Genomic DNA, 17,133 nt, shown 5'->3' with positions numbered 1-17,133 from the left:
TATTATGACACAAATAAATTCAAAAATACCTGAAGGACCAGTAGCTGAGAAGTGGACCAATTACAAGGCTCACCAGCGTTTGGTTAACCCAAAGAATAAATTAAAATTGGATGTCATCGTTGTTGGTACAGGCTTAGCAGGTGCCAGTGCCGCCGCTTCATTGGGCGAGATGGGATTCAACGTTTTCAATTTTTGTATTCAAGACTCGCCTCGCCGTGCACACTCTATCGCTGCACAAGGAGGTATCAATGCTGCCAAGGATTATCAGAATGATGGTGACTCTGTTTATCGTTTGTTCTATGATACCGTAAAAGGTGGCGACTATCGTGCTCGCGAAGCTAACGTTTACCGTTTGGCAGAGGTGTCGAATGCTATCATCGACCAATGTGTGGCACAAGGCGTACCATTCGCTCGTGAATACGGTGGCATGCTCGCCAACCGTTCGTTTGGTGGTGCACAGGTAAGTAGAACGTTCTATGCCAAAGGCCAAACAGGTCAACAGCTGCTGTTAGGTGCTTACTCATCACTGATGTGTCAAGTACATGCAGGCAAAGTAAAGCTCTATACGCGTTACGAGATGGAGGACGTAGTCATCATTGACGGTCGTGCTCGTGGTATCATTGCCAAGAATTTGGTGACTGGTAAGTTAGAAAGATTCTCTGCCAATGCTGTAGTAATCGCCACTGGCGGATACGGAAATGCTTATTTCCTTTCTACCAATGCAATGGGATGTAACTGTACTGCTGCTGTTCAGTGCTACCGTAAGGGAGCTTATTTTGCTAACCCTTCGTATGTACAGATTCACCCCACCTGTATTCCTGTACATGGTGACAAGCAGTCGAAGCTGACGTTGATGTCAGAATCGTTGCGTAACGACGGACGTATTTGGGTTCCTAAGAAGATTGAAGATGCCAAGGCATTGCAGGCAGGAACGAAACAAGGCTGGGAAATACCAGAGGAGGATCGCGACTACTACTTGGAGCGTCGCTACCCAGCATTTGGTAACTTAGTGCCTCGTGATGTGGCTTCGCGTGCTGCGAAGGAGCGTTGCGATAAGGGCTTTGGTGTGAACAACACTGGTTTGGCTGTGTTCCTCGACTTCTCTGAGTCGATCAATCGATTGGGACTTGATGAAATCATGCAGCGTTATGGAAACCTCTTCGAGATGTATGAAGAGATTACTGACGTATTCCCCGGTGACATGGCGAACGAAATCAATGGTGAAAAGTACTACAAGCCCATGATGATCTTCCCCGCTATCCATTATACCATGGGTGGTATCTGGGTAGATTACGAGTTGATGACCTCTGTCGCAGGACTGTTTGCCATCGGTGAATGCAACTTCTCTGATCATGGTGCTAACCGCTTGGGAGCTTCAGCGTTGATGCAAGGTTTGGCAGATGGTTATTTTGTGTTGCCATACACCATTCAAAATTATTTGGCAGACCAAGCTGTTTGGCCACGTCTTTCTACCGATCTTCCAGAGTTTGAAGAGGCAGAAAAGAAGGTACAAGCAGAGATTGACCGTTTGATGAACATCAAGGGTAAGCGCTCTGTCGATTCTATTCACAAGGAGTTGGGTCACATCATGTGGGAACACGTGGGAATGGGTCGTACCAAGGAAGGTCTTGAAGAAGGTTTGAAGATGATAGCAGACTTACGTAAAGAGTTCGATACCAACCTGTTTATTCCAGGTTCTAAGGAAGGTCTGAACGTTGAGTTGGATAAAGCTATCCATTTGCGTGATTTCTTATTGATGGGCGAACTCGTTGCTTACGATGCCATCTCTCGTAATGAGAGTTGTGGAGGTCACTTCCGTGAGGAGTACCAAACACCTGAGGGAGAGGCAAAGCGTGACGATGAAAACTATTTCTATGTAGGTTGTTGGAAGTACCAGAACAATGATGAAACCGCCCCCGAGCTGCTCAAAGAGCCACTCGAGTACGAGGCCATCAAGGTACAAACACGTAATTATAAGAATTAAATTGATGAGTTGACGAGTTAACAAGCTGACGAGTAGACAAGATGATAGTGAATTCGTGAGGTTCTTCTCATAGCTAATATGTAATCCGAATTGGATATGAAATCTACGCACAAAGACTTGATTGTTTGGCAAAAGAGCATCATTCTTGTGAAAAGGATTTATCAAGTAACGAGATGTTTTCCACATGAAGAACTCATGGGAATCTCCTCTCAAATGCGTAGAGCTGCAATTTCAATACCTTCGAACATAGCCGAAGGTTATGGAAGAGGAACAACAAAAGAGTTGTTACATTTCTTATATATAGCTTTGGGTTCAGCTTCTGAATTGGATACTCAAATTATTCTCTGTAAAGAGCTGGGCTTTATTATTGATTTGGAGGTTTATCAAGAACTTTATCAATTAAATGTAGAAGTCTTAAAAATGCTAACAGCACTCATTAAAAGTCAACAACAATAGACAAAATATTCATCAAACCGTTGCATTAAAATATATAGCTATCTATAAATATCTTGTAACTATTGAAAAAAGTCTATCAGCTTGTCAACTTGTCAACTCGTAAACTCGTAAACTAAAAAAAATACAAGCCATGTCAAAAAATATAAGTTTTACAATTAAATTTTGGCGTCAGAACGGTCCTAAAGACAAGGGACATTTTGACACTCACGAGATGAAGAATATCCCTGACGATACTTCTTTCCTCGAAATGCTTGACATCCTCAACGAGGAACTCATAGAGGATGGGAAAGAACCATTTGTTTTCGATCACGACTGTCGTGAAGGTATTTGCGGTATGTGCTCACTTTATATCAATGGTGTGCCACACGGAAAGACCGAACGTGGAGCCACAACGTGCCAGTTGTACATGCGTCGTTTCAACGATGGCGATGTCATTACTGTGGAACCTTGGCGTTCGGCAGGTTTCCCTGTCATCAAGGATTGTATGGTAGACCGTAACGCTTTCGACAAAATCATCGCTGCCGGTGGCTACAATACCATTCGTACAGGACAGGCACAGGATGCCAATTCCATCCTTATTCCAAAGGATAAGGCCGATGAGGCCATGGATTGTGCTTCATGCATCGGTTGTGGAGCCTGCGTAGCCGCATGTAAGAACGGCTCTGCCATGCTCTTCGTTAGCTCCAAAGTTAGCCAGTTGGCCCTGTTACCACAAGGCCGTCCAGAGGCTGCCAAGCGTGCCAAAGCTATGGTTCTCAAGATGGATGAGTTGGGATTTGGTAACTGTACCAACACTCGTTCATGTGAAGCCGTGTGTCCAAAGAACGAGTCGATTGCTAACATCGCACGACTGAACCGTGAATACATCACGGCAAAGTTTAAGGATTAAGCAGTGCTTGTTTTGTAAATTCACGATTTAGTCGAGCGTATTTGCAATTCAAAAACTCATAAATATAGCCCATACGTTCTCTTTGACGTATGGGCTTTTATAATGTTCATCATAAGGTGACGCACCAAGTAGATGCTTGTTCGTGGTTTAATGATTGGCGAGCAGGCGTTTACTAAAGTATCTTACGGGATACCATACCGCCATCCAACCAACTGCTATGACGGTGATGAAGATGAACAAGATATCTAAATAGTGGACACTAACGGGGTAAGCATTGACAACAAAGTCACCAGATCTTTGCCCAAGTGATACGAAACCGAAGGTTTGTTGAAGCCAACAGAGCAGCAAACCCAACAGAATGCCTATGAGAGCGCCTATGACTGAAATCATTCGGCCTTCGAAAAGAAAGATTTTAGTGATTTGTTTGTCACTGGCTCCGATGTTTCTTAACGTCACCACGTCGTTCTTCTTGTCAATCATGAGCATGGAAAGCGAGCCGATGATGTTAAAGCATGCCACAATCAAGATGAACGTAAGGAAGAAATAAGCGATAATTTTCTCTATCTGCATAATCTTGAATGTGTCCGCTTGTTGTTCAAAACGGTCAAGCACCTTGTACCGACTTCCCACGATAGCCTGTATCTCTTTCTTCACCTCCTTAAGGTTACAGTTCTCTTGAAGCCGGAGTTCAAGTGAGGAGATGCGCCCCTTCATGTCAAAGAGGTTGCGTGCAAATTCAATGGAAGTGAGTATATGTCCCTTGTCATATCTGGCTTGATTCACCGAGAACACCACGCCTGGTGACAGAAGAGAGTCTACCGCAAACCCGCTGGCAGGATTACTCATGTCCAGTTGTCCTGACCGTTTGGGTGCGTAGATCTTGAGGTAACCGTTCCAAGTTGCGCCTACATCAAGTGTTTGAGCCAGTCGAATGCCGATGATACCATACTCCAAATTGCCGGCGTGCAATTCATATTCGCCGTCGCCATATAGGATTTCCTTGATGTGGGTGAGCTTATCAAAATTGTCATCCACGCCTTTGATGGTCACCATAGTTAGTTTGTCGCCATACATGGCCATTGCCATGTCCTCCACATTCTCTGTGGCTACATCCACCTGGCGAAGTTGTTTAACCTTCGTGAGCAACGGGTCGTTGGCATTGGCTGATTTCCCTTCCGTAGGAACCACTTCGAGTTGTGGGTCGAAGTTGGTCAGAAAAGAGGCCACCAAGTCATGAAAACCGTTGAAAACACTCATCACAATGACCAATGCCATCGTTGCCACCGCCACGCCTATCATGGAGATGATGGAGATGACATTGATGGCATTCGTGCTCTTTTTTGAAAAGAGATAACGACGTGCGACAAATAAAGGGAAGTTCATTTACTGGAATATTTGTGCTCTGAGTCGTCGATTTATTTCTTCAACAGTTCGTCGATGTGCTCGATATAGTCAAGGCTGTCGTCGATGAAGAAACGCAATTCGGGAACAATACGCAACTGATTGCGTACCCGTGTACCCAAGTCGTAACGAATGGTTTTCTCATTTGCCGTGATGTTCTTAATGATTTCCTCCGCTTTTTCTGATGGAAATATACTTAAATAGGCGGTGCAAATGCTCAAATCAGGACTGACACGTACCCGGGTAACACTTACCATGACACCATGGGTAGCTCTTGTTTGCGATTGAAATATGATGGCGAGTTCTTTTTGAAGCAGTCGCGCAATGCGGTTTTGTCTTGTCTCTTGCATAATACTTGTATCTTAAGGGTGTATAATTTAGTGGAAAACTTAGTGGAAGACAAAGATAATTATAATAGTTGACAATTAATTCTTTTTTCGTATTTTTGTGGCGATGGTGACTACTTCTCCTACAAAACCTCGGGCAAGAATCTTGGAATTAGATTATCTCAAGTGTGTGTTTATTCTCTTGATGATAGTCTTTCATCTTGTCTATATTGGCAATCGCTATCCCGTTGCCAAGGCTTTTGTGTACACATTTCACATGCCTGGATTTCTCATTATTTCGGGTTACTTGCTCAATGTACACAAGCCCGTTCCGCAGTTCTTGCGCTATATACAGTGGATTTTCGTACCCTATTTACTGATGGAGAGCGGGTATGTGGTCATGGCATCTATCTTACCTATTCGTGAACATATTCAGCAACTCACCTTCGGTTTGTTTCTTGAAAAACTGTTTTTACACCCTTTGGGGCCTTATTGGTACCTGCATACGCTGATGTTGTGTGGTATTGTTACTTATGTAGTAGCCCAATTTGCGGGTCGTCATCGTGTGTTGATGTTGTTGGGCGTGTTACTGTGTTTGTGGGTGTTGGCACTTTTGGGACTTGTTACTTGGATCAATGCTGTGTATTTTTGTGTAGGTGTCGCGTTGCGTCTGAATCATCGCCCATTCGTTGATACATTCCATCCCGCATGGTGGTCGTTCATAGGTGTTGTGTTGGTTGCCACTTGTGTGCCAAATGCACTTCAAAGGCACACCATAGGGGGCATGCTCATCGTGTATTTCGTTATCTCTTTCTTGCTTTGGCTGTATCCCTATTTGCCCAAAGAAGTGGCAAAAATCTCCCATTTCATCGGTAGAAATTCACTCATCCTGTTGCTTTTCTCTCCCATGTTTACGGTACTTTCCAAGCTGTTTCAATCTTACCTGTTGTTCGAGCCGTCAGGAATGCTTTTCATGTTGGTGGCTTTGCTGTTTACGGTAGTTGGCAGTTTCGCCGTTGCATGTGCCTTACAAAAGCTGCATATAGCACGGTATGTGTTTGGACAATCAAGGATTATCAAGTGACAGCCCATCTGTTTGTCCTTTTAAGAGCTTCTTGTCATTCGTTTAACTTCTTCCTAATGATGGTCAAACCGTCGCGAATGGGCAAGATAACCTTTTCCACTCGTGCATCTTGAGCGATGAAATCGTTGAAATGGACGATTCCTTGTGTTTGCTGATCGTGTTGATAGTGCGGATCTATCACATGCCCATCCCACAACGTATTGTCAGCAAGAATGAATCCACCGGGCCGCAATAGCTTTAATACCGTTTCGAATGTTTCTATATAGGTGCGCTTGTCGCCGTCGATAAACGCCATGTCAAACACGACATTTAGCTTAGGAGCTTCCACGTTTGCGTCGCCAATGATGAACTGAATCTTTGATGCCACAGGACTATCTTCTATCCATGGTCGTGTAAAATCCTCCATTTCATCGTTGATTTCAAACGTATACAGTTGTCCATCTTCACCCAATCCCTCTGCCATACAAATGGCACTGTAGCCACTGAAGGTACCTACTTCTAAAACATTCTTAGGCCGAATCATCTCCACCAACATCTTGAGTAGTCGTCCTTGCAAATGTCCACTCGCCATGCGTCCATGCACAGTATGGATGTTTGTGGCGCGATATAGGCGGTATAGATAATCGCCTTCGGCATCAATGTGTGCGAGCAGATAACGTTCTAATTCAGTATCCATAGGTAGTTATTTAGTTTACGAGTTGACAAGTTTACGAGTTGACAAGTTGATAGTTTTGTTGTTGGAGTATTTCATGATCATTCCTCTTACAAGCCATTAACTCGTGAACTTGTGAACTCGTTAACTTGTCAACTATCCATAGTTGTTTTGTTGGGCTATTTCTAGTTCATTCCTTTAGCAAGCCATTAACTCGTCAACTTGTCAACTTGTGAACTTGTACACTTATCAACTATCCAGCTACTGCCTCGATGGCCAATTTGTACGAGTTCAACCCAAAGCCTGCAATGACACCAAGGCATGCCGATGAAATCATGCTTTTATGGCGAAACTCCTCTCGGGCGTGCACGTTCGAGATATGAACCTCTACGACAGGTGTGGTGAGCGAGCGGATACAATCGAGCAAGGCAATGCTGGTGTGGGTGTAAGCACCTGCGTTGAGCACGATGCCATCGTACGAAAAGCCCACCTCTTGCAACTTGTCGATGAGTTCACCCTCGATGTTGCTTTGGTAATAATCAATCTCCATCTGTGTAAAATCGTGGCGCAACTTCTGTAAAAACTCGTCAAACGAGCGGTTGCCGTAAATGTCTGGTTCCCGTTTGCCCAGCAAGTTGAGGTTCGGGCCGTTGATGATCATTATTTTCATAATTCGCCTTATTTGTTTATCTTTGCAGTATTGCTGCCACCCGCGCTTTTCTTTCTTTGATGCGGCGTGAATGCGTGGCAGGTGTATGTTGCAAAAATACGCATAAAAATGGAAAGCAACAAGAAAACAACAACAGATATCGTGAAGTCGTATACCCGCTATCTGAAGCTGGAACGCAATTACTCACCCAACACATTGATAGCTTATCAAAACGATTTGGGCTGGCTCTTATCGTTCTGTGAACAGCAGGAGATAAGCCCCTTAGACGTACGATTGGAAGATTTACAGCACTTCGCGGGCCAGTTGCACGAACACGATATCGGTCCAACTTCGCAAGCTCGCATCCTAAGTGGGGTGCGTTCGTTCTACCGTTTCCTGGTTCTTGACGGCTACATCGAGCAAGATCCTACCGAGTTATTGGAGTCTCCGCGGCTTGGGGAGCATCTGCCGGAGGTGTTGTCCACCGAGGAAGTTGACATGATAGAGAACAGCATCGACCTATCTAAGCCCGAAGGACAGCGCAACAAGGCCATCATTGAGGTGTTGTTCTCGTGCGGTTTGCGTGTGTCAGAGCTGGTCAACCTACAACTTTCCAATCTTTATTTGGACGAAGGCTTCATCCGCGTCACCGGCAAAGGCAACAAAGAACGGCTTGTACCCATCTCGCCCAAAGCCATCAAAGAATTGAATCTTTGGTTTCTCGACCGCAATTTGATGAAAATAAAACCTGGTGAACAAGACTATGTGTTCCTCAATCGCCGTGGTGCTCATCTCACGCGTACCATGATTCTCATCATGCTAAAACGCCAAGCTCAGGAGGCTGGCATCCAGAAAACCATCTCTCCGCACACCCTTCGCCACTCGTTCGCCACCGAACTGCTGAAAGGTGGGGCCGACCTCCGCGCCATTCAAGTGATGCTGGGACATGAAAGCATTGGCACCACTGAAATCTATACGCACATTGACACCACGACCTTGCGCGAGGAGATACTCCTGCATCACCCGCGAAACGCCAAAGATAGACCCGATGAGGCCAGCAGACCGTCTGCCAACGACCTTGAAAGTCAACAGTAGGCGCATGCTGACCAAAATGAACATGCAAACTCTCATGAATCTCGATTTACAAGTATTTAGAAGTGTGGCTCACCATCTGAGCTTCACCAAGGCCTCACAAGAGCTCTACATCAGTCAGCCTGCCATCAGCAAGCACATCCAGAAGCTGGAGGCCGCTTATCATGTCAGGCTGTTCGACCGACTGGGCAACCGCATCTCGCTGACACAGGCTGGGCGACTGTTGCTGAAGCATAGCGACGTGTTGGCGGCCGATTACCAGCGACTCGACTTTGAGATGAACCGTCTGCGGCAGCGCGTCAGTGGTGGAATACGCATTGGGGCCAGCACCACCATCTCGCAGTATGAGCTGCCCCAGATGCTGGCCAACTTTCTCAAAGCTTACCCGCAGACGGACGTCTCGGTTATCAGTGGCAACTCACGGGAGATAGAGGCAGCCTTGATGGATGGTAAGATAGACATTGGATTGGTAGAGGGCATCGTGCGGCAGCCGCCCTGCAAGTATTCTTTTCTGATGAAAGACGAGTTGGTGGCCATTGTCCGGTCGGGACATCCGCTGACGCAGCGTAGTTCCATCACTATCGGTGATCTGTGTCGACAGCCGCTGGTGTTGCGCGAGATGGGGTCGGGTACGCTCGATGTCTTCGAGCGTGAACTGAAAAGACACCAGTTAACGCTCGCAGACATGAATGTTAAGCTATACCTCGGCAGTACCGAAAGCATCAAGCGATTCATTCTGCATTCCAACTGCATGGGCATCATTTCCATCCGCGCGGTGCGGAAAGAGGTGCTGGAAGGTGAATTGAAGGTAATCGAGATAGAGGATGTGAAGCTGGAAAGAGATTTTGTTTTTGTAGAAAAACACGGTGAGAGCGGCCAATTGGTCAATGTCTTCAAGCGGTTTGTTACGTCAGAATGTAAGAGGTGAGTCCTGTTAAAATGCGATTCAAGGAAACTGTTAAAAGTTGCAGAAACGCTCATTTTTATACAGGCTGGTTTTGCATCGAGTTTTCTGTTAAATAGAAAAAACAAGACGGCAAATATGTGTTTTTCAGAGTACATTTTGCGTGTTGAAAACTTAGTAGCATGCTTTTGCCAGCCAATCTCTATGCTTTTATGCTCCAAAAGCATGCAGATTGATGACCGAATGCATAGAGATTACGAGGAAAAAGGCCGTCTTTACCGAGCATTTTGTAGGGGCAAAAATCGCAAAGTGTTGATAATGAGCGCGGTACATTTTTGCGATATTTTGAAAAATCTGATGCCTCGTGCGGAATAGGTCAAGGATTTTAGTTAAAAAACGCAAAGTTTTCTGTGTGGTTGTATAGATATGTAGGCGGCTGAAAGTTGTGTTGTTCTTGTCGTTATAACTACAGGTTATGAGTTATAGTTATTTACTATACGTCGCATTAGCGATTTTTGTGTACCTTTGCCACTCAATCATTAAAAAGTAAAATCAATGCTTAGTGAAAAAAGAAGCAGCATGCTGCATGGCGTACTGTTGATTACCTTGTTTTCGTTAGCCGCGTTCTATATTGGCGACATGGGGTTTGTAAAAAGCCTATCGTTCAGTCCGATGATAGTCGGCATCATCCTTGGCATGCTCTATGCCAACAGTTTGCGCAACAATTTACCTGACACATGGGTTCCGGGAATCCTGTTCTGTTCCAAACGCATCTTGCGAATTGGCATCATTTTGTACGGTTTCAGGCTCACTTTTCAGGATGTCACGGCCGTGGGGTTGCCTGCCATTCTCATCGATGCCATCATCGTAACCGTGACCGTTTGTGGCGGTGTGCTGATTGGTAAGCTGTTAAAGATGGATCGAAGTATCGCTCTGCTCACTTCCGTTGGCAGTGGCATCTGTGGTGCGGCGGCTGTGCTGGGTGCCGAGTCGGCCATCAATACCAAACCCTATAAAACAGCTGTGGCTGTGTCTACCGTGGTCATCTTTGGTACGTTGTCGATGTTTCTCTATCCAGTGTTATATCGCAACGGTGTCTTTGACCTGTCGCCCGAGCTGATGGGGCTTTTCACCGGTTCTACCGTTCATGAGGTTGCGCATGTCGTGGGCGCAGGCAATGCCATGGGGCAGGGCGTGTCCAACACCGCTATCATCGTGAAGATGATTCGGGTGATGATGCTCGTGCCCGCCTTGTTGGTCATTAGTTGGACGGTTGCCCGTAATCTTACCAAACGCGATTCCGCAGAACAAGCCAAAGGAAAGATTACCATTCCATGGTTTGCCATCTTGTTCTTGGTAGTCATCGGGTTCAATTCGTTCAATCTGTTGCCCGTTGCTTTGGTAGAATGGATTAATCAGTTTGATACCTTTCTCTTAACCATGGCGATGACAGCTTTAGGAGCTGAAACCAGTTTTGACAAATTTAAGAAAGCAGGAGCCAAGCCTTTTCTGTTGGCAGCCATCTTATTTGTTTGGCTCATTGGCGGTGGTTATTGCTTGGCTAAATATGTCGTTCCTATGCTGATGAATATATAAGGTACTTGATATAAAAGTCCTTTTGATGAACAACGCCACTTGGTTTCAGTAAACCAAGTGGCGTTGTTCTATATTTGCCAATGACGAAGTGTCCTTATTTCTCGTGCTTTCTGATAATAGCTCGCACCTCTTCAATGCTTCTGTCAAAAGGTCCGCTGTGTTCTAACTTGAGTGTACACATGGCAGCGGCAAACTTTCCTGCCTCTTCAAACCCTATTCCCTGTGACCGACAGTACAAAAAGCCAGCCGAGTAAGTGTCGCCACACCCCGTAGCATCTACTACTTCTCTCGGTGCATAGGCTGGGATGTCGTAAAAACGGTCGTTGGCATAAATGATAGACCCTTCACTTCCCAGTGTCACGATGACCTCTTTAACACCCCATGCGTGTAGTTGTTTGGCTGCTTGGCGTGCGTCTTTGAGTCCCGTGATGACCTCCATTTCGTGTTCATTCACCTTGATGATGTCCGTACATGCCAAAATTTCCAGCTTGTCTTTCCAGTCAATGGGGTGAACATCTTGTCCGCGAACCTCCCGAAGATAGCCTTGTGCATCTATAGAGATTTGTCCTTTGGTAGATAAATACTTCACTACCTCGGGTGAGAAATCGTCATTTAGAAGAGAACCGATGTGGTATATCTTTCCCGTTAACGGCTTCATCTCCTCAATGGTGAAGGGATCAGCCTTCGCTAATACACGTTGTGAGCGAGTATTTTGATTCTCTCCGTAGATGTTTTCAAACAAAACGGTGTGTTCACTGGGGTAAACTTTCACGTCAATACCCGCCTCTTTCATTTCTTGTGTCACTGGCATATCTTCGCTACCCACCTTGGTTACTAACTGAAAACTAACCTTCGAGGGAAGATGGTTGAAAGCATAAGCAACATAATAAGCAGTGCCTCCCGACATGGAAACGGTCTGTTTATGTGTTGTATTTTTATCTCTCGTGATATGACCCAAACAACATATATCTGTCATCGTATGTACCTTATTTGTGGCAAAGATACTTAAAAACAGCGAATATCAAAGGATTAGCTTTACAAAAAAAATGAAATGGGAGAGAATCGTGTCGTGTTTTTGATGGGTATGAGGCGTTGGTTCTTCTTTTGTTCATCGCAGAGTGTCGTTCCGCCGCATCATGTTTGTTTGGCATTGATAATCAAAACGATGCCGAATGTTAATGTTTGTATCACGATAGATAGAAATAAAGGTATTTGCTTTGCGCATCCATGGAATAGCCGTACCTTTGTACTCGATTAAAGAAAAGAATTTGAAGACATTTGAAGAATTAGGCGTTAGCGAAGAGATTCGCCGCGCCATTGAGGAGCTGGGGTTTGTACATCCCATGCCAGTACAAGAAGAGGTCATCCCTTATTTGTTGGGAAACAAGAACGATGTAATTGCATTAGCACAGACAGGAACAGGTAAAACGGCAGCATACGGCTTGCCCCTTTTGCAGAAAATAGATGTTGACAGCAAGCATACACAAGCCATTATTTTAAGTCCTACACGCGAACTGTGTTTGCAAATCGCTGATGACTTGAAGGATTTTGCTAAATATATCAAGAATCTACACGTAGAACCCGTGTACGGAGGTGCCAGTATTGTCACCCAAATTCATGCACTGAAACATGGTGCGCAAATCATTGTGGCGACTCCGGGACGACTTATCGACCTGATGAACCGTGGGGTAGCAAAGCTCGATCATGTAAACAATGTGGTGTTGGATGAGGCTGATGAGATGCTGAACATGGGTTTCTCGGAGAGTATCAATACCATTTTGGCAGGTGTTCCCGACGACCGCAACACCTTGTTGTTCTCGGCAACCATGAGCAACGAGATAGAAAAGATTGCCAAGACTTACTTGCGTGACTACAAGGAGATTGTAGTGGGAAGCCGAAACGAAGGTGCCGAGAACGTGAACCACATTTATTATATGGTGAATGCGCGTGACAAATACTTGGCACTGAAGCGCATCGTGGATTACTACCCACGCATTTTTGCCATTATCTTCTGCCGAACAAAGATAGAAACGCAAGAGATTGCTGACAAACTTATCAAGGATGGATACAACGCAGAGGCGCTGCATGGCGACTTGAGTCAGCAACAGCGCGACCTCACCATGCAGAAGTTTCGTCAACACGTCACCCAGCTGTTGGTGGCAACCGATGTGGCTGCACGTGGATTGGATGTGGACGACCTGACGCACGTCATCAACTATGGCATGCCCGATGATACCGAGAATTACACGCACCGTAGCGGACGAACGGGCCGTGCGGGGAAGAAAGGTACTTCTATTTGCATTATTCACACCCGTGAGCGTTCCAAAGTGCGTGCCGTGGAGAAAATAATTGGCAAGGAATTTGTTGATGGAACATTGCCTACCGCACAGGAAATTTGCGCCAAGCAGTTGTATAAAGCCATGCACGACATCGAGAAGATTGATGTTGACGAAGAGCAGATTGCGCCCTTTATGGTTGAAATTAACCGACACTTTGAATATGTCGACAAGGATGATATCATCAAGAAGATTGTCAGTTTGACGTTTGGACGCTTCTTGGATTACTATGCGAATGCGCCAGAGATAGAGAAACCCTCGCTCAAACGTGGTGACAGAGGTGAGGAAAAGGGTATGCGTGGTGGCAGAAAAGCTCGCTCGGAGCGAGGCGGAGGCCGCTCTCGAACGCCCGAAAAAGGTTATCGTAGGCTGTTTATCAACTTGGGTAAGGACGATGGATTCTATCCCGGAGAGGTGATGCAGTTTATTAACCAGCATGTAAAAGGTAGGCAGCAGGTGGGACATATCGACCTGTTGGGAAAAATATCCTATATCGAAGTACCCGAAAAAGATGCCAACAAGGTGATGCGTTCTTTGTCGGGAGCAATCTACAAGGGTAGAGAGGTGCGCTGCAATGATGCCAACGAGGAAGGTCATGGACGCAAATCGCAAGCCACAAGAGGTGGCGGAAGGGCTGCAGGTAGACGTGCGGAGGGTGGACGCAAGAATGGAAAAAGCACGAAACATCCCTCTTATCAGCAGGAAGACACTGGCGACTGGCGACAGTTCTTCCAGCAGCCCGAGGTGAAATTCAAGGGCGAGACCCCCGATTTCTCCGAAGAAGGTTGGGCACGCCGCAAGCCAAGAAAGAAATAGTGACGATGCAATAATAAATATAAGTTTCCATTTTATAAAATTATTTTACCTATGAAAATCAGACATCTTTTTAGTGCTTTGCTTCTGTTGTGTGCAGGAATGTTGCATGCCCAGATGCAGATGCCGCCCGTACCGGTAGACACTGCTGTGAGAATGGGTAAGCTCGACAATGGCTTAACCTATTTTATTCGTTACAACAACTGGCCCGAACACCGTGCAAACTTTTATATTGCACAGAAGGTGGGGTCCATTCAAGAGGAAGAAAGTCAGCGAGGACTGGCGCATTTCTTGGAACACATGGCGTTCAATGGCAGCGACAACTTCAAAGGCAACGACCTCATTGAGTACTTGCGCTCCATTGGTGTGGAGTTTGGAAGCGACCTCAATGCTTACACCTCCATCGACCAAACAGTTTACAACATTGACAATGTGCCCACTACCCGGCAGAGTTCGCTCGATTCTTGCTTGTTGATTTTGCGCGATTGGTCTACGGGTTTGACACTCGATCCAAAGGAGATAGACAAGGAGCGTGGTGTGATACATGAGGAATGGCGACTGCGAACCAGCGCACAGAGCCGCATGTTTGAGCGTAATCTGCCCAAACTGTATCCCGGAAGTAAGTACGGTGTGCGTTATCCTATCGGTCTGATGAGTGTCGTAGACAACTTCTCACCCAAGGAATTGCGCGACTATTACGAGAAATGGTATCATCCATCCAACCAAGGCATCATTGTGATTGGCGACGTGGACGTTGATCATACCGAGGCAATGATCAAGAAACTCTTCGGTGGTATCAAGAACCCAGCCAACCAAACTCCTGTGTTGAACGAGCCAGTACCTGACACTGCTGAGCCAATCGTTATCATTGACAAGGATAAAGAGCAGCGAACCAACAACGTACAGGTGATGTTCAAACACGATACGTACCCCGACTCGTTGAAAAATTCCGTTGAATACATCTTCTATGGTTATTTGAAAGGAGCCGCACTCAACATGCTGAACGATCGCTATACCGAAGCAGCACAAAAGGCAGACTGCCCATACGTGGGTGCTGGAGCCAGTGATGACAACTATATTTTCGCGAAGACAAAAGATGCGTTCAGTATCTTTGCTCAACCCAAAGACCCCTCTCAACTTGCCGCTTCGCTCACCGCAGCCGTGGTAGAAGCACGCCGTGCAGTCGAATTTGGATTCACCCCAACCGAATACGATCGCTATAAAGCCGACCTGTTGAGTAGCCTTGACAAGGCATACAGCAACAAAGACAAGCGCAAGAACACGCAGTTTTTCAATGAATGTCTGGGTTATTTCTTGACCAACGAGCCTATGCCGTCCATCGATTATACCTATCAATTGATGAAGCAGATGGTTCCAGCCATTCCAGTTGAGGCGGTCAACGAATACATGAAGCAGCTGATTCCCAAGAACGACAGCAACATTGTCATTGTGAACTTTAACAACGAGAAAGAGGGTGCTGTGTATCCAACCCGTCAAGAACTGCTCACTGCTCTCCAAACGGCCAAACAACAGCAGGTAACGGCATACGTTGACAACGTGAAGAACGAACCGTTGATTACGAAAAAACCGACCCCTGGAACCATCAAGAGTGAGAAGAAGAACGACAAATTGGGGTACACAGAGCTGAAACTGTCTAACGGTGCGACGGTTGTGCTCAAGCATACCGACTTGAAGAAGGATGAGGTGCTGTTGTCGGCAGAGGGCTTTGGAGGCTCTTCGTTATACGGTGAGAAGGATTATCTCAACGCCAAGATGTTTGATGAAGTGATTGCAAATAGCGGATTGGGACAGTTCTCGCTGACCGAACTGCAAAAAGCATTGGCCGGTAAGATTGCCAATGTCAACCTATCATTGGGTTTTAAGAATAGCTCGGCATCGGGGTCGTCCACGCCCAAGGATGTAGAAACGATGCTGCAAATGCTGTATCTCTACTTCACTGGCATCAACAAAGACCAGAAATCGTACGACAACCTCATCAGTCAGTACAAGGTAAGTCTGAAAAATCGCTCGCTCTCGCCGGAGGTGGCCCTCTCTGATTCGCTCACGGCGACGATGTATGGACACAATCCACGGTTGACTCCTGTCAAAGCAGATGACCTGCCAAACGTATCTTACGACCGCATCTTGGCCATGGCTAAGGAGCGTACGGCCAATGCGGCAGCATGGACATTCACCCTCATAGGCAACTATGACGAGGCTGCCATCCGACCCTTGATTTGTCAATACATTGCCAGTCTGCCCTCACAGAATAAGATTGTGAAGGGACATCGCGTCACCTTCTTGCAGAAAGGCAAGATAGACAACACCTTCAAGCGCAAGATGGAAACACCTAAGTCAACGGCTTATAAGATATGGTACAACGAAGATATGCCTTACACCTTGGAGAATGATGTCAAAGCATCTATCGCCGGACAGGTGTTGTCGATGGTTTATTTGCAGAAGATTCGTGAGGATGCTGGTGCAGCCTACTCGTGTGGGGCGCAAGGTGCCGCAACCATCGACGATGATTATCATGTGATTCAATTATTGGGCGTTTGCCCCATGAAGCCAGAGAAGAAGGATTTGGCCCTGAACATCATGGAGAGTGCCGTGCAAGAGCTTACCAAGACGGTGGATGCCACGATGGTTGACAAGATTAAAGCCGTGATGCTGAAGCAGGCGGATGATGTGGCTAAGACCAATCGTTATTGGAATGGTGTGGTGGATTTGTATCGTAAGCACGGTATTGACTCGCACACTGACTATAAAAAGGTGATTAGCGCACAGACACCACAGTCCATCGCCGCCTTCATGAAAGAATTCTTGAAGGCCGGAAACTACATCTCGGTAACCATGTTGCCGGAAGAAAACAAGTAAGCGATAGGGTGACGGCCTCACCCCCAACCCCTCCCCAAAAGGGAGGGGAGTGGTTAGCTTGTTTGTTCACAGGT

The 17,133-nt window shown here is 46.1% G+C and carries 14 protein-coding genes; 9 read left to right on the top strand and 5 right to left on the bottom strand.

Annotated features, from left to right (window positions below; all coding sequences use genetic code 11):
• Window positions 1-4 precede the first annotated feature (4 nt).
• From HMPREF0650_RS10590 to HMPREF0650_RS10580, 3 genes are all read left to right on the top strand, one after another.
• Window positions 5-1,984, top strand: coding sequence for a fumarate reductase/succinate dehydrogenase flavoprotein subunit (locus HMPREF0650_RS10590; protein ID WP_004350665.1), 1,980 nt, complete (start codon window positions 5-7; stop codon window positions 1,982-1,984).
• Window positions 1,985-2,080: 96 nt separating this feature from the next.
• On the top strand, window positions 2,081-2,440 hold the full coding sequence (locus tag HMPREF0650_RS10585) for a four helix bundle protein (protein WP_004350663.1): 360 nt from the start codon (window positions 2,081-2,083) through the stop codon (window positions 2,438-2,440).
• A gap of 130 nt (window positions 2,441-2,570) precedes the next feature.
• Window positions 2,571-3,329, top strand: a complete 759-nt coding sequence (locus HMPREF0650_RS10580) for a succinate dehydrogenase/fumarate reductase iron-sulfur subunit (protein WP_004350662.1) — start codon at window positions 2,571-2,573, stop codon at window positions 3,327-3,329.
• A gap of 147 nt (window positions 3,330-3,476) precedes the next feature.
• Here the strand turns inward: HMPREF0650_RS10580 and HMPREF0650_RS10575 are convergent, their stop codons facing one another.
• Both HMPREF0650_RS10575 and rbfA read right to left on the bottom strand, forming a co-directional pair.
• The gene (locus HMPREF0650_RS10575; protein WP_004350661.1) at window positions 3,477-4,712 is read right to left on the bottom strand and encodes an FtsX-like permease family protein; all 1,236 of its coding nucleotides are present in this window, start codon (window positions 4,710-4,712) and stop codon (window positions 3,477-3,479) included.
• 32 nt (window positions 4,713-4,744) lie between these two features.
• Window positions 4,745-5,080, bottom strand: a complete 336-nt coding sequence (rbfA, locus tag HMPREF0650_RS10570) for a 30S ribosome-binding factor RbfA (protein WP_004350660.1) — start codon at window positions 5,078-5,080, stop codon at window positions 4,745-4,747.
• Between the two features lie 142 nt (window positions 5,081-5,222).
• Here rbfA and HMPREF0650_RS10565 point away from each other — a divergent pair, with 142 nt between their 5' ends.
• Window positions 5,223-6,140: an acyltransferase family protein gene (locus tag HMPREF0650_RS10565; protein ID WP_004350659.1), complete on the top strand. Its 918-nt coding sequence runs from the start codon at window positions 5,223-5,225 to the stop codon at window positions 6,138-6,140.
• A 34-nt stretch (window positions 6,141-6,174) separates the two neighbouring features.
• Here HMPREF0650_RS10565 and HMPREF0650_RS10560 read toward each other — a convergent pair whose 3' ends face one another.
• Both HMPREF0650_RS10560 and aroQ read right to left on the bottom strand, forming a co-directional pair.
• Window positions 6,175-6,816: an O-methyltransferase gene (locus HMPREF0650_RS10560; protein ID WP_004350658.1), complete on the bottom strand. Its 642-nt coding sequence runs from the start codon at window positions 6,814-6,816 to the stop codon at window positions 6,175-6,177.
• A gap of 229 nt (window positions 6,817-7,045) precedes the next feature.
• Window positions 7,046-7,462 carry a type II 3-dehydroquinate dehydratase gene (aroQ, locus tag HMPREF0650_RS10555; protein ID WP_004350657.1) on the bottom strand — a complete coding sequence of 139 codons (417 nt, stop codon included), beginning with the start codon at window positions 7,460-7,462 and terminating at the stop codon, window positions 7,046-7,048.
• A 108-nt stretch (window positions 7,463-7,570) separates the two neighbouring features.
• On the opposite strand from aroQ, the gene xerA reads away from it, so the two are divergent.
• From xerA to HMPREF0650_RS10540, 3 genes are all read left to right on the top strand, one after another.
• A complete protein-coding gene (gene xerA / locus HMPREF0650_RS10550) occupies window positions 7,571-8,536 on the top strand; it encodes a site-specific tyrosine recombinase/integron integrase (RefSeq protein ID WP_004350656.1) in 966 nt (321 codons plus the stop codon).
• Window positions 8,537-8,570: 34 nt separating this feature from the next.
• Window positions 8,571-9,461: a LysR substrate-binding domain-containing protein gene (locus tag HMPREF0650_RS10545; protein WP_004350654.1), complete on the top strand. Its 891-nt coding sequence runs from the start codon at window positions 8,571-8,573 to the stop codon at window positions 9,459-9,461.
• Between the two features lie 531 nt (window positions 9,462-9,992).
• Window positions 9,993-11,033, top strand: a complete 1,041-nt coding sequence (locus HMPREF0650_RS10540; RefSeq protein ID WP_004350653.1) for a YeiH family protein — start codon at window positions 9,993-9,995, stop codon at window positions 11,031-11,033.
• A gap of 94 nt (window positions 11,034-11,127) precedes the next feature.
• Here the strand turns inward: HMPREF0650_RS10540 and HMPREF0650_RS10535 are convergent, their stop codons facing one another.
• Entirely contained in the window at window positions 11,128-12,009 is an 882-nt protein-coding gene (locus HMPREF0650_RS10535; RefSeq protein ID WP_040563196.1) for a PfkB family carbohydrate kinase, read from the bottom strand.
• A 292-nt stretch (window positions 12,010-12,301) separates the two neighbouring features.
• Here HMPREF0650_RS10535 and HMPREF0650_RS10530 point away from each other — a divergent pair, with 292 nt between their 5' ends.
• Both HMPREF0650_RS10530 and HMPREF0650_RS10525 read left to right on the top strand, forming a co-directional pair.
• Entirely contained in the window at window positions 12,302-14,185 is a 1,884-nt protein-coding gene (locus HMPREF0650_RS10530; RefSeq protein WP_040563206.1) for a DEAD/DEAH box helicase, read from the top strand.
• A 51-nt stretch (window positions 14,186-14,236) separates the two neighbouring features.
• Window positions 14,237-17,059 carry a M16 family metallopeptidase gene (locus HMPREF0650_RS10525; RefSeq protein WP_004350650.1) on the top strand — a complete coding sequence of 941 codons (2,823 nt, stop codon included), beginning with the start codon at window positions 14,237-14,239 and terminating at the stop codon, window positions 17,057-17,059.
• Window positions 17,060-17,133: the final 74 nt, after the last annotated feature.

It is taken from the genome of Hoylesella buccalis ATCC 35310 (genome assembly GCF_000177075.1).
GTDB classification, from domain to species: domain Bacteria; phylum Bacteroidota; class Bacteroidia; order Bacteroidales; family Bacteroidaceae; genus Prevotella; species Prevotella buccalis.
This window is presented reverse-complemented; position numbering and strand designations above follow the sequence as displayed.

Coding starts and splice junctions, on each gene's coding strand:
- HMPREF0650_RS10590 (WP_004350665.1), top strand. CDS start 5: ATGACACAAATAAATTCAAAAATACCTGAAGGACCAGTAGCTGAGAAG.
- HMPREF0650_RS10585 (WP_004350663.1), top strand. CDS start 2,081: ATGAAATCTACGCACAAAGACTTGATTGTTTGGCAAAAGAGCATCATT.
- HMPREF0650_RS10580 (WP_004350662.1), top strand. CDS start 2,571: ATGTCAAAAAATATAAGTTTTACAATTAAATTTTGGCGTCAGAACGGT.
- HMPREF0650_RS10575 (WP_004350661.1), bottom strand. CDS start 4,712: ATGAACTTCCCTTTATTTGTCGCACGTCGTTATCTCTTTTCAAAAAAG.
- rbfA (WP_004350660.1), bottom strand. CDS start 5,080: ATGCAAGAGACAAGACAAAACCGCATTGCGCGACTGCTTCAAAAAGAA.
- HMPREF0650_RS10560 (WP_004350658.1), bottom strand. CDS start 6,816: ATGGATACTGAATTAGAACGTTATCTGCTCGCACACATTGATGCCGAA.
- aroQ (WP_004350657.1), bottom strand. CDS start 7,462: ATGAAAATAATGATCATCAACGGCCCGAACCTCAACTTGCTGGGCAAA.
- xerA (WP_004350656.1), top strand. CDS start 7,571: ATGGAAAGCAACAAGAAAACAACAACAGATATCGTGAAGTCGTATACC.
- HMPREF0650_RS10545 (WP_004350654.1), top strand. CDS start 8,571: ATGAATCTCGATTTACAAGTATTTAGAAGTGTGGCTCACCATCTGAGC.
- HMPREF0650_RS10540 (WP_004350653.1), top strand. CDS start 9,993: ATGCTTAGTGAAAAAAGAAGCAGCATGCTGCATGGCGTACTGTTGATT.
- HMPREF0650_RS10535 (WP_040563196.1), bottom strand. CDS start 12,009: ATGACAGATATATGTTGTTTGGGTCATATCACGAGAGATAAAAATACA.
- HMPREF0650_RS10525 (WP_004350650.1), top strand. CDS start 14,237: ATGAAAATCAGACATCTTTTTAGTGCTTTGCTTCTGTTGTGTGCAGGA.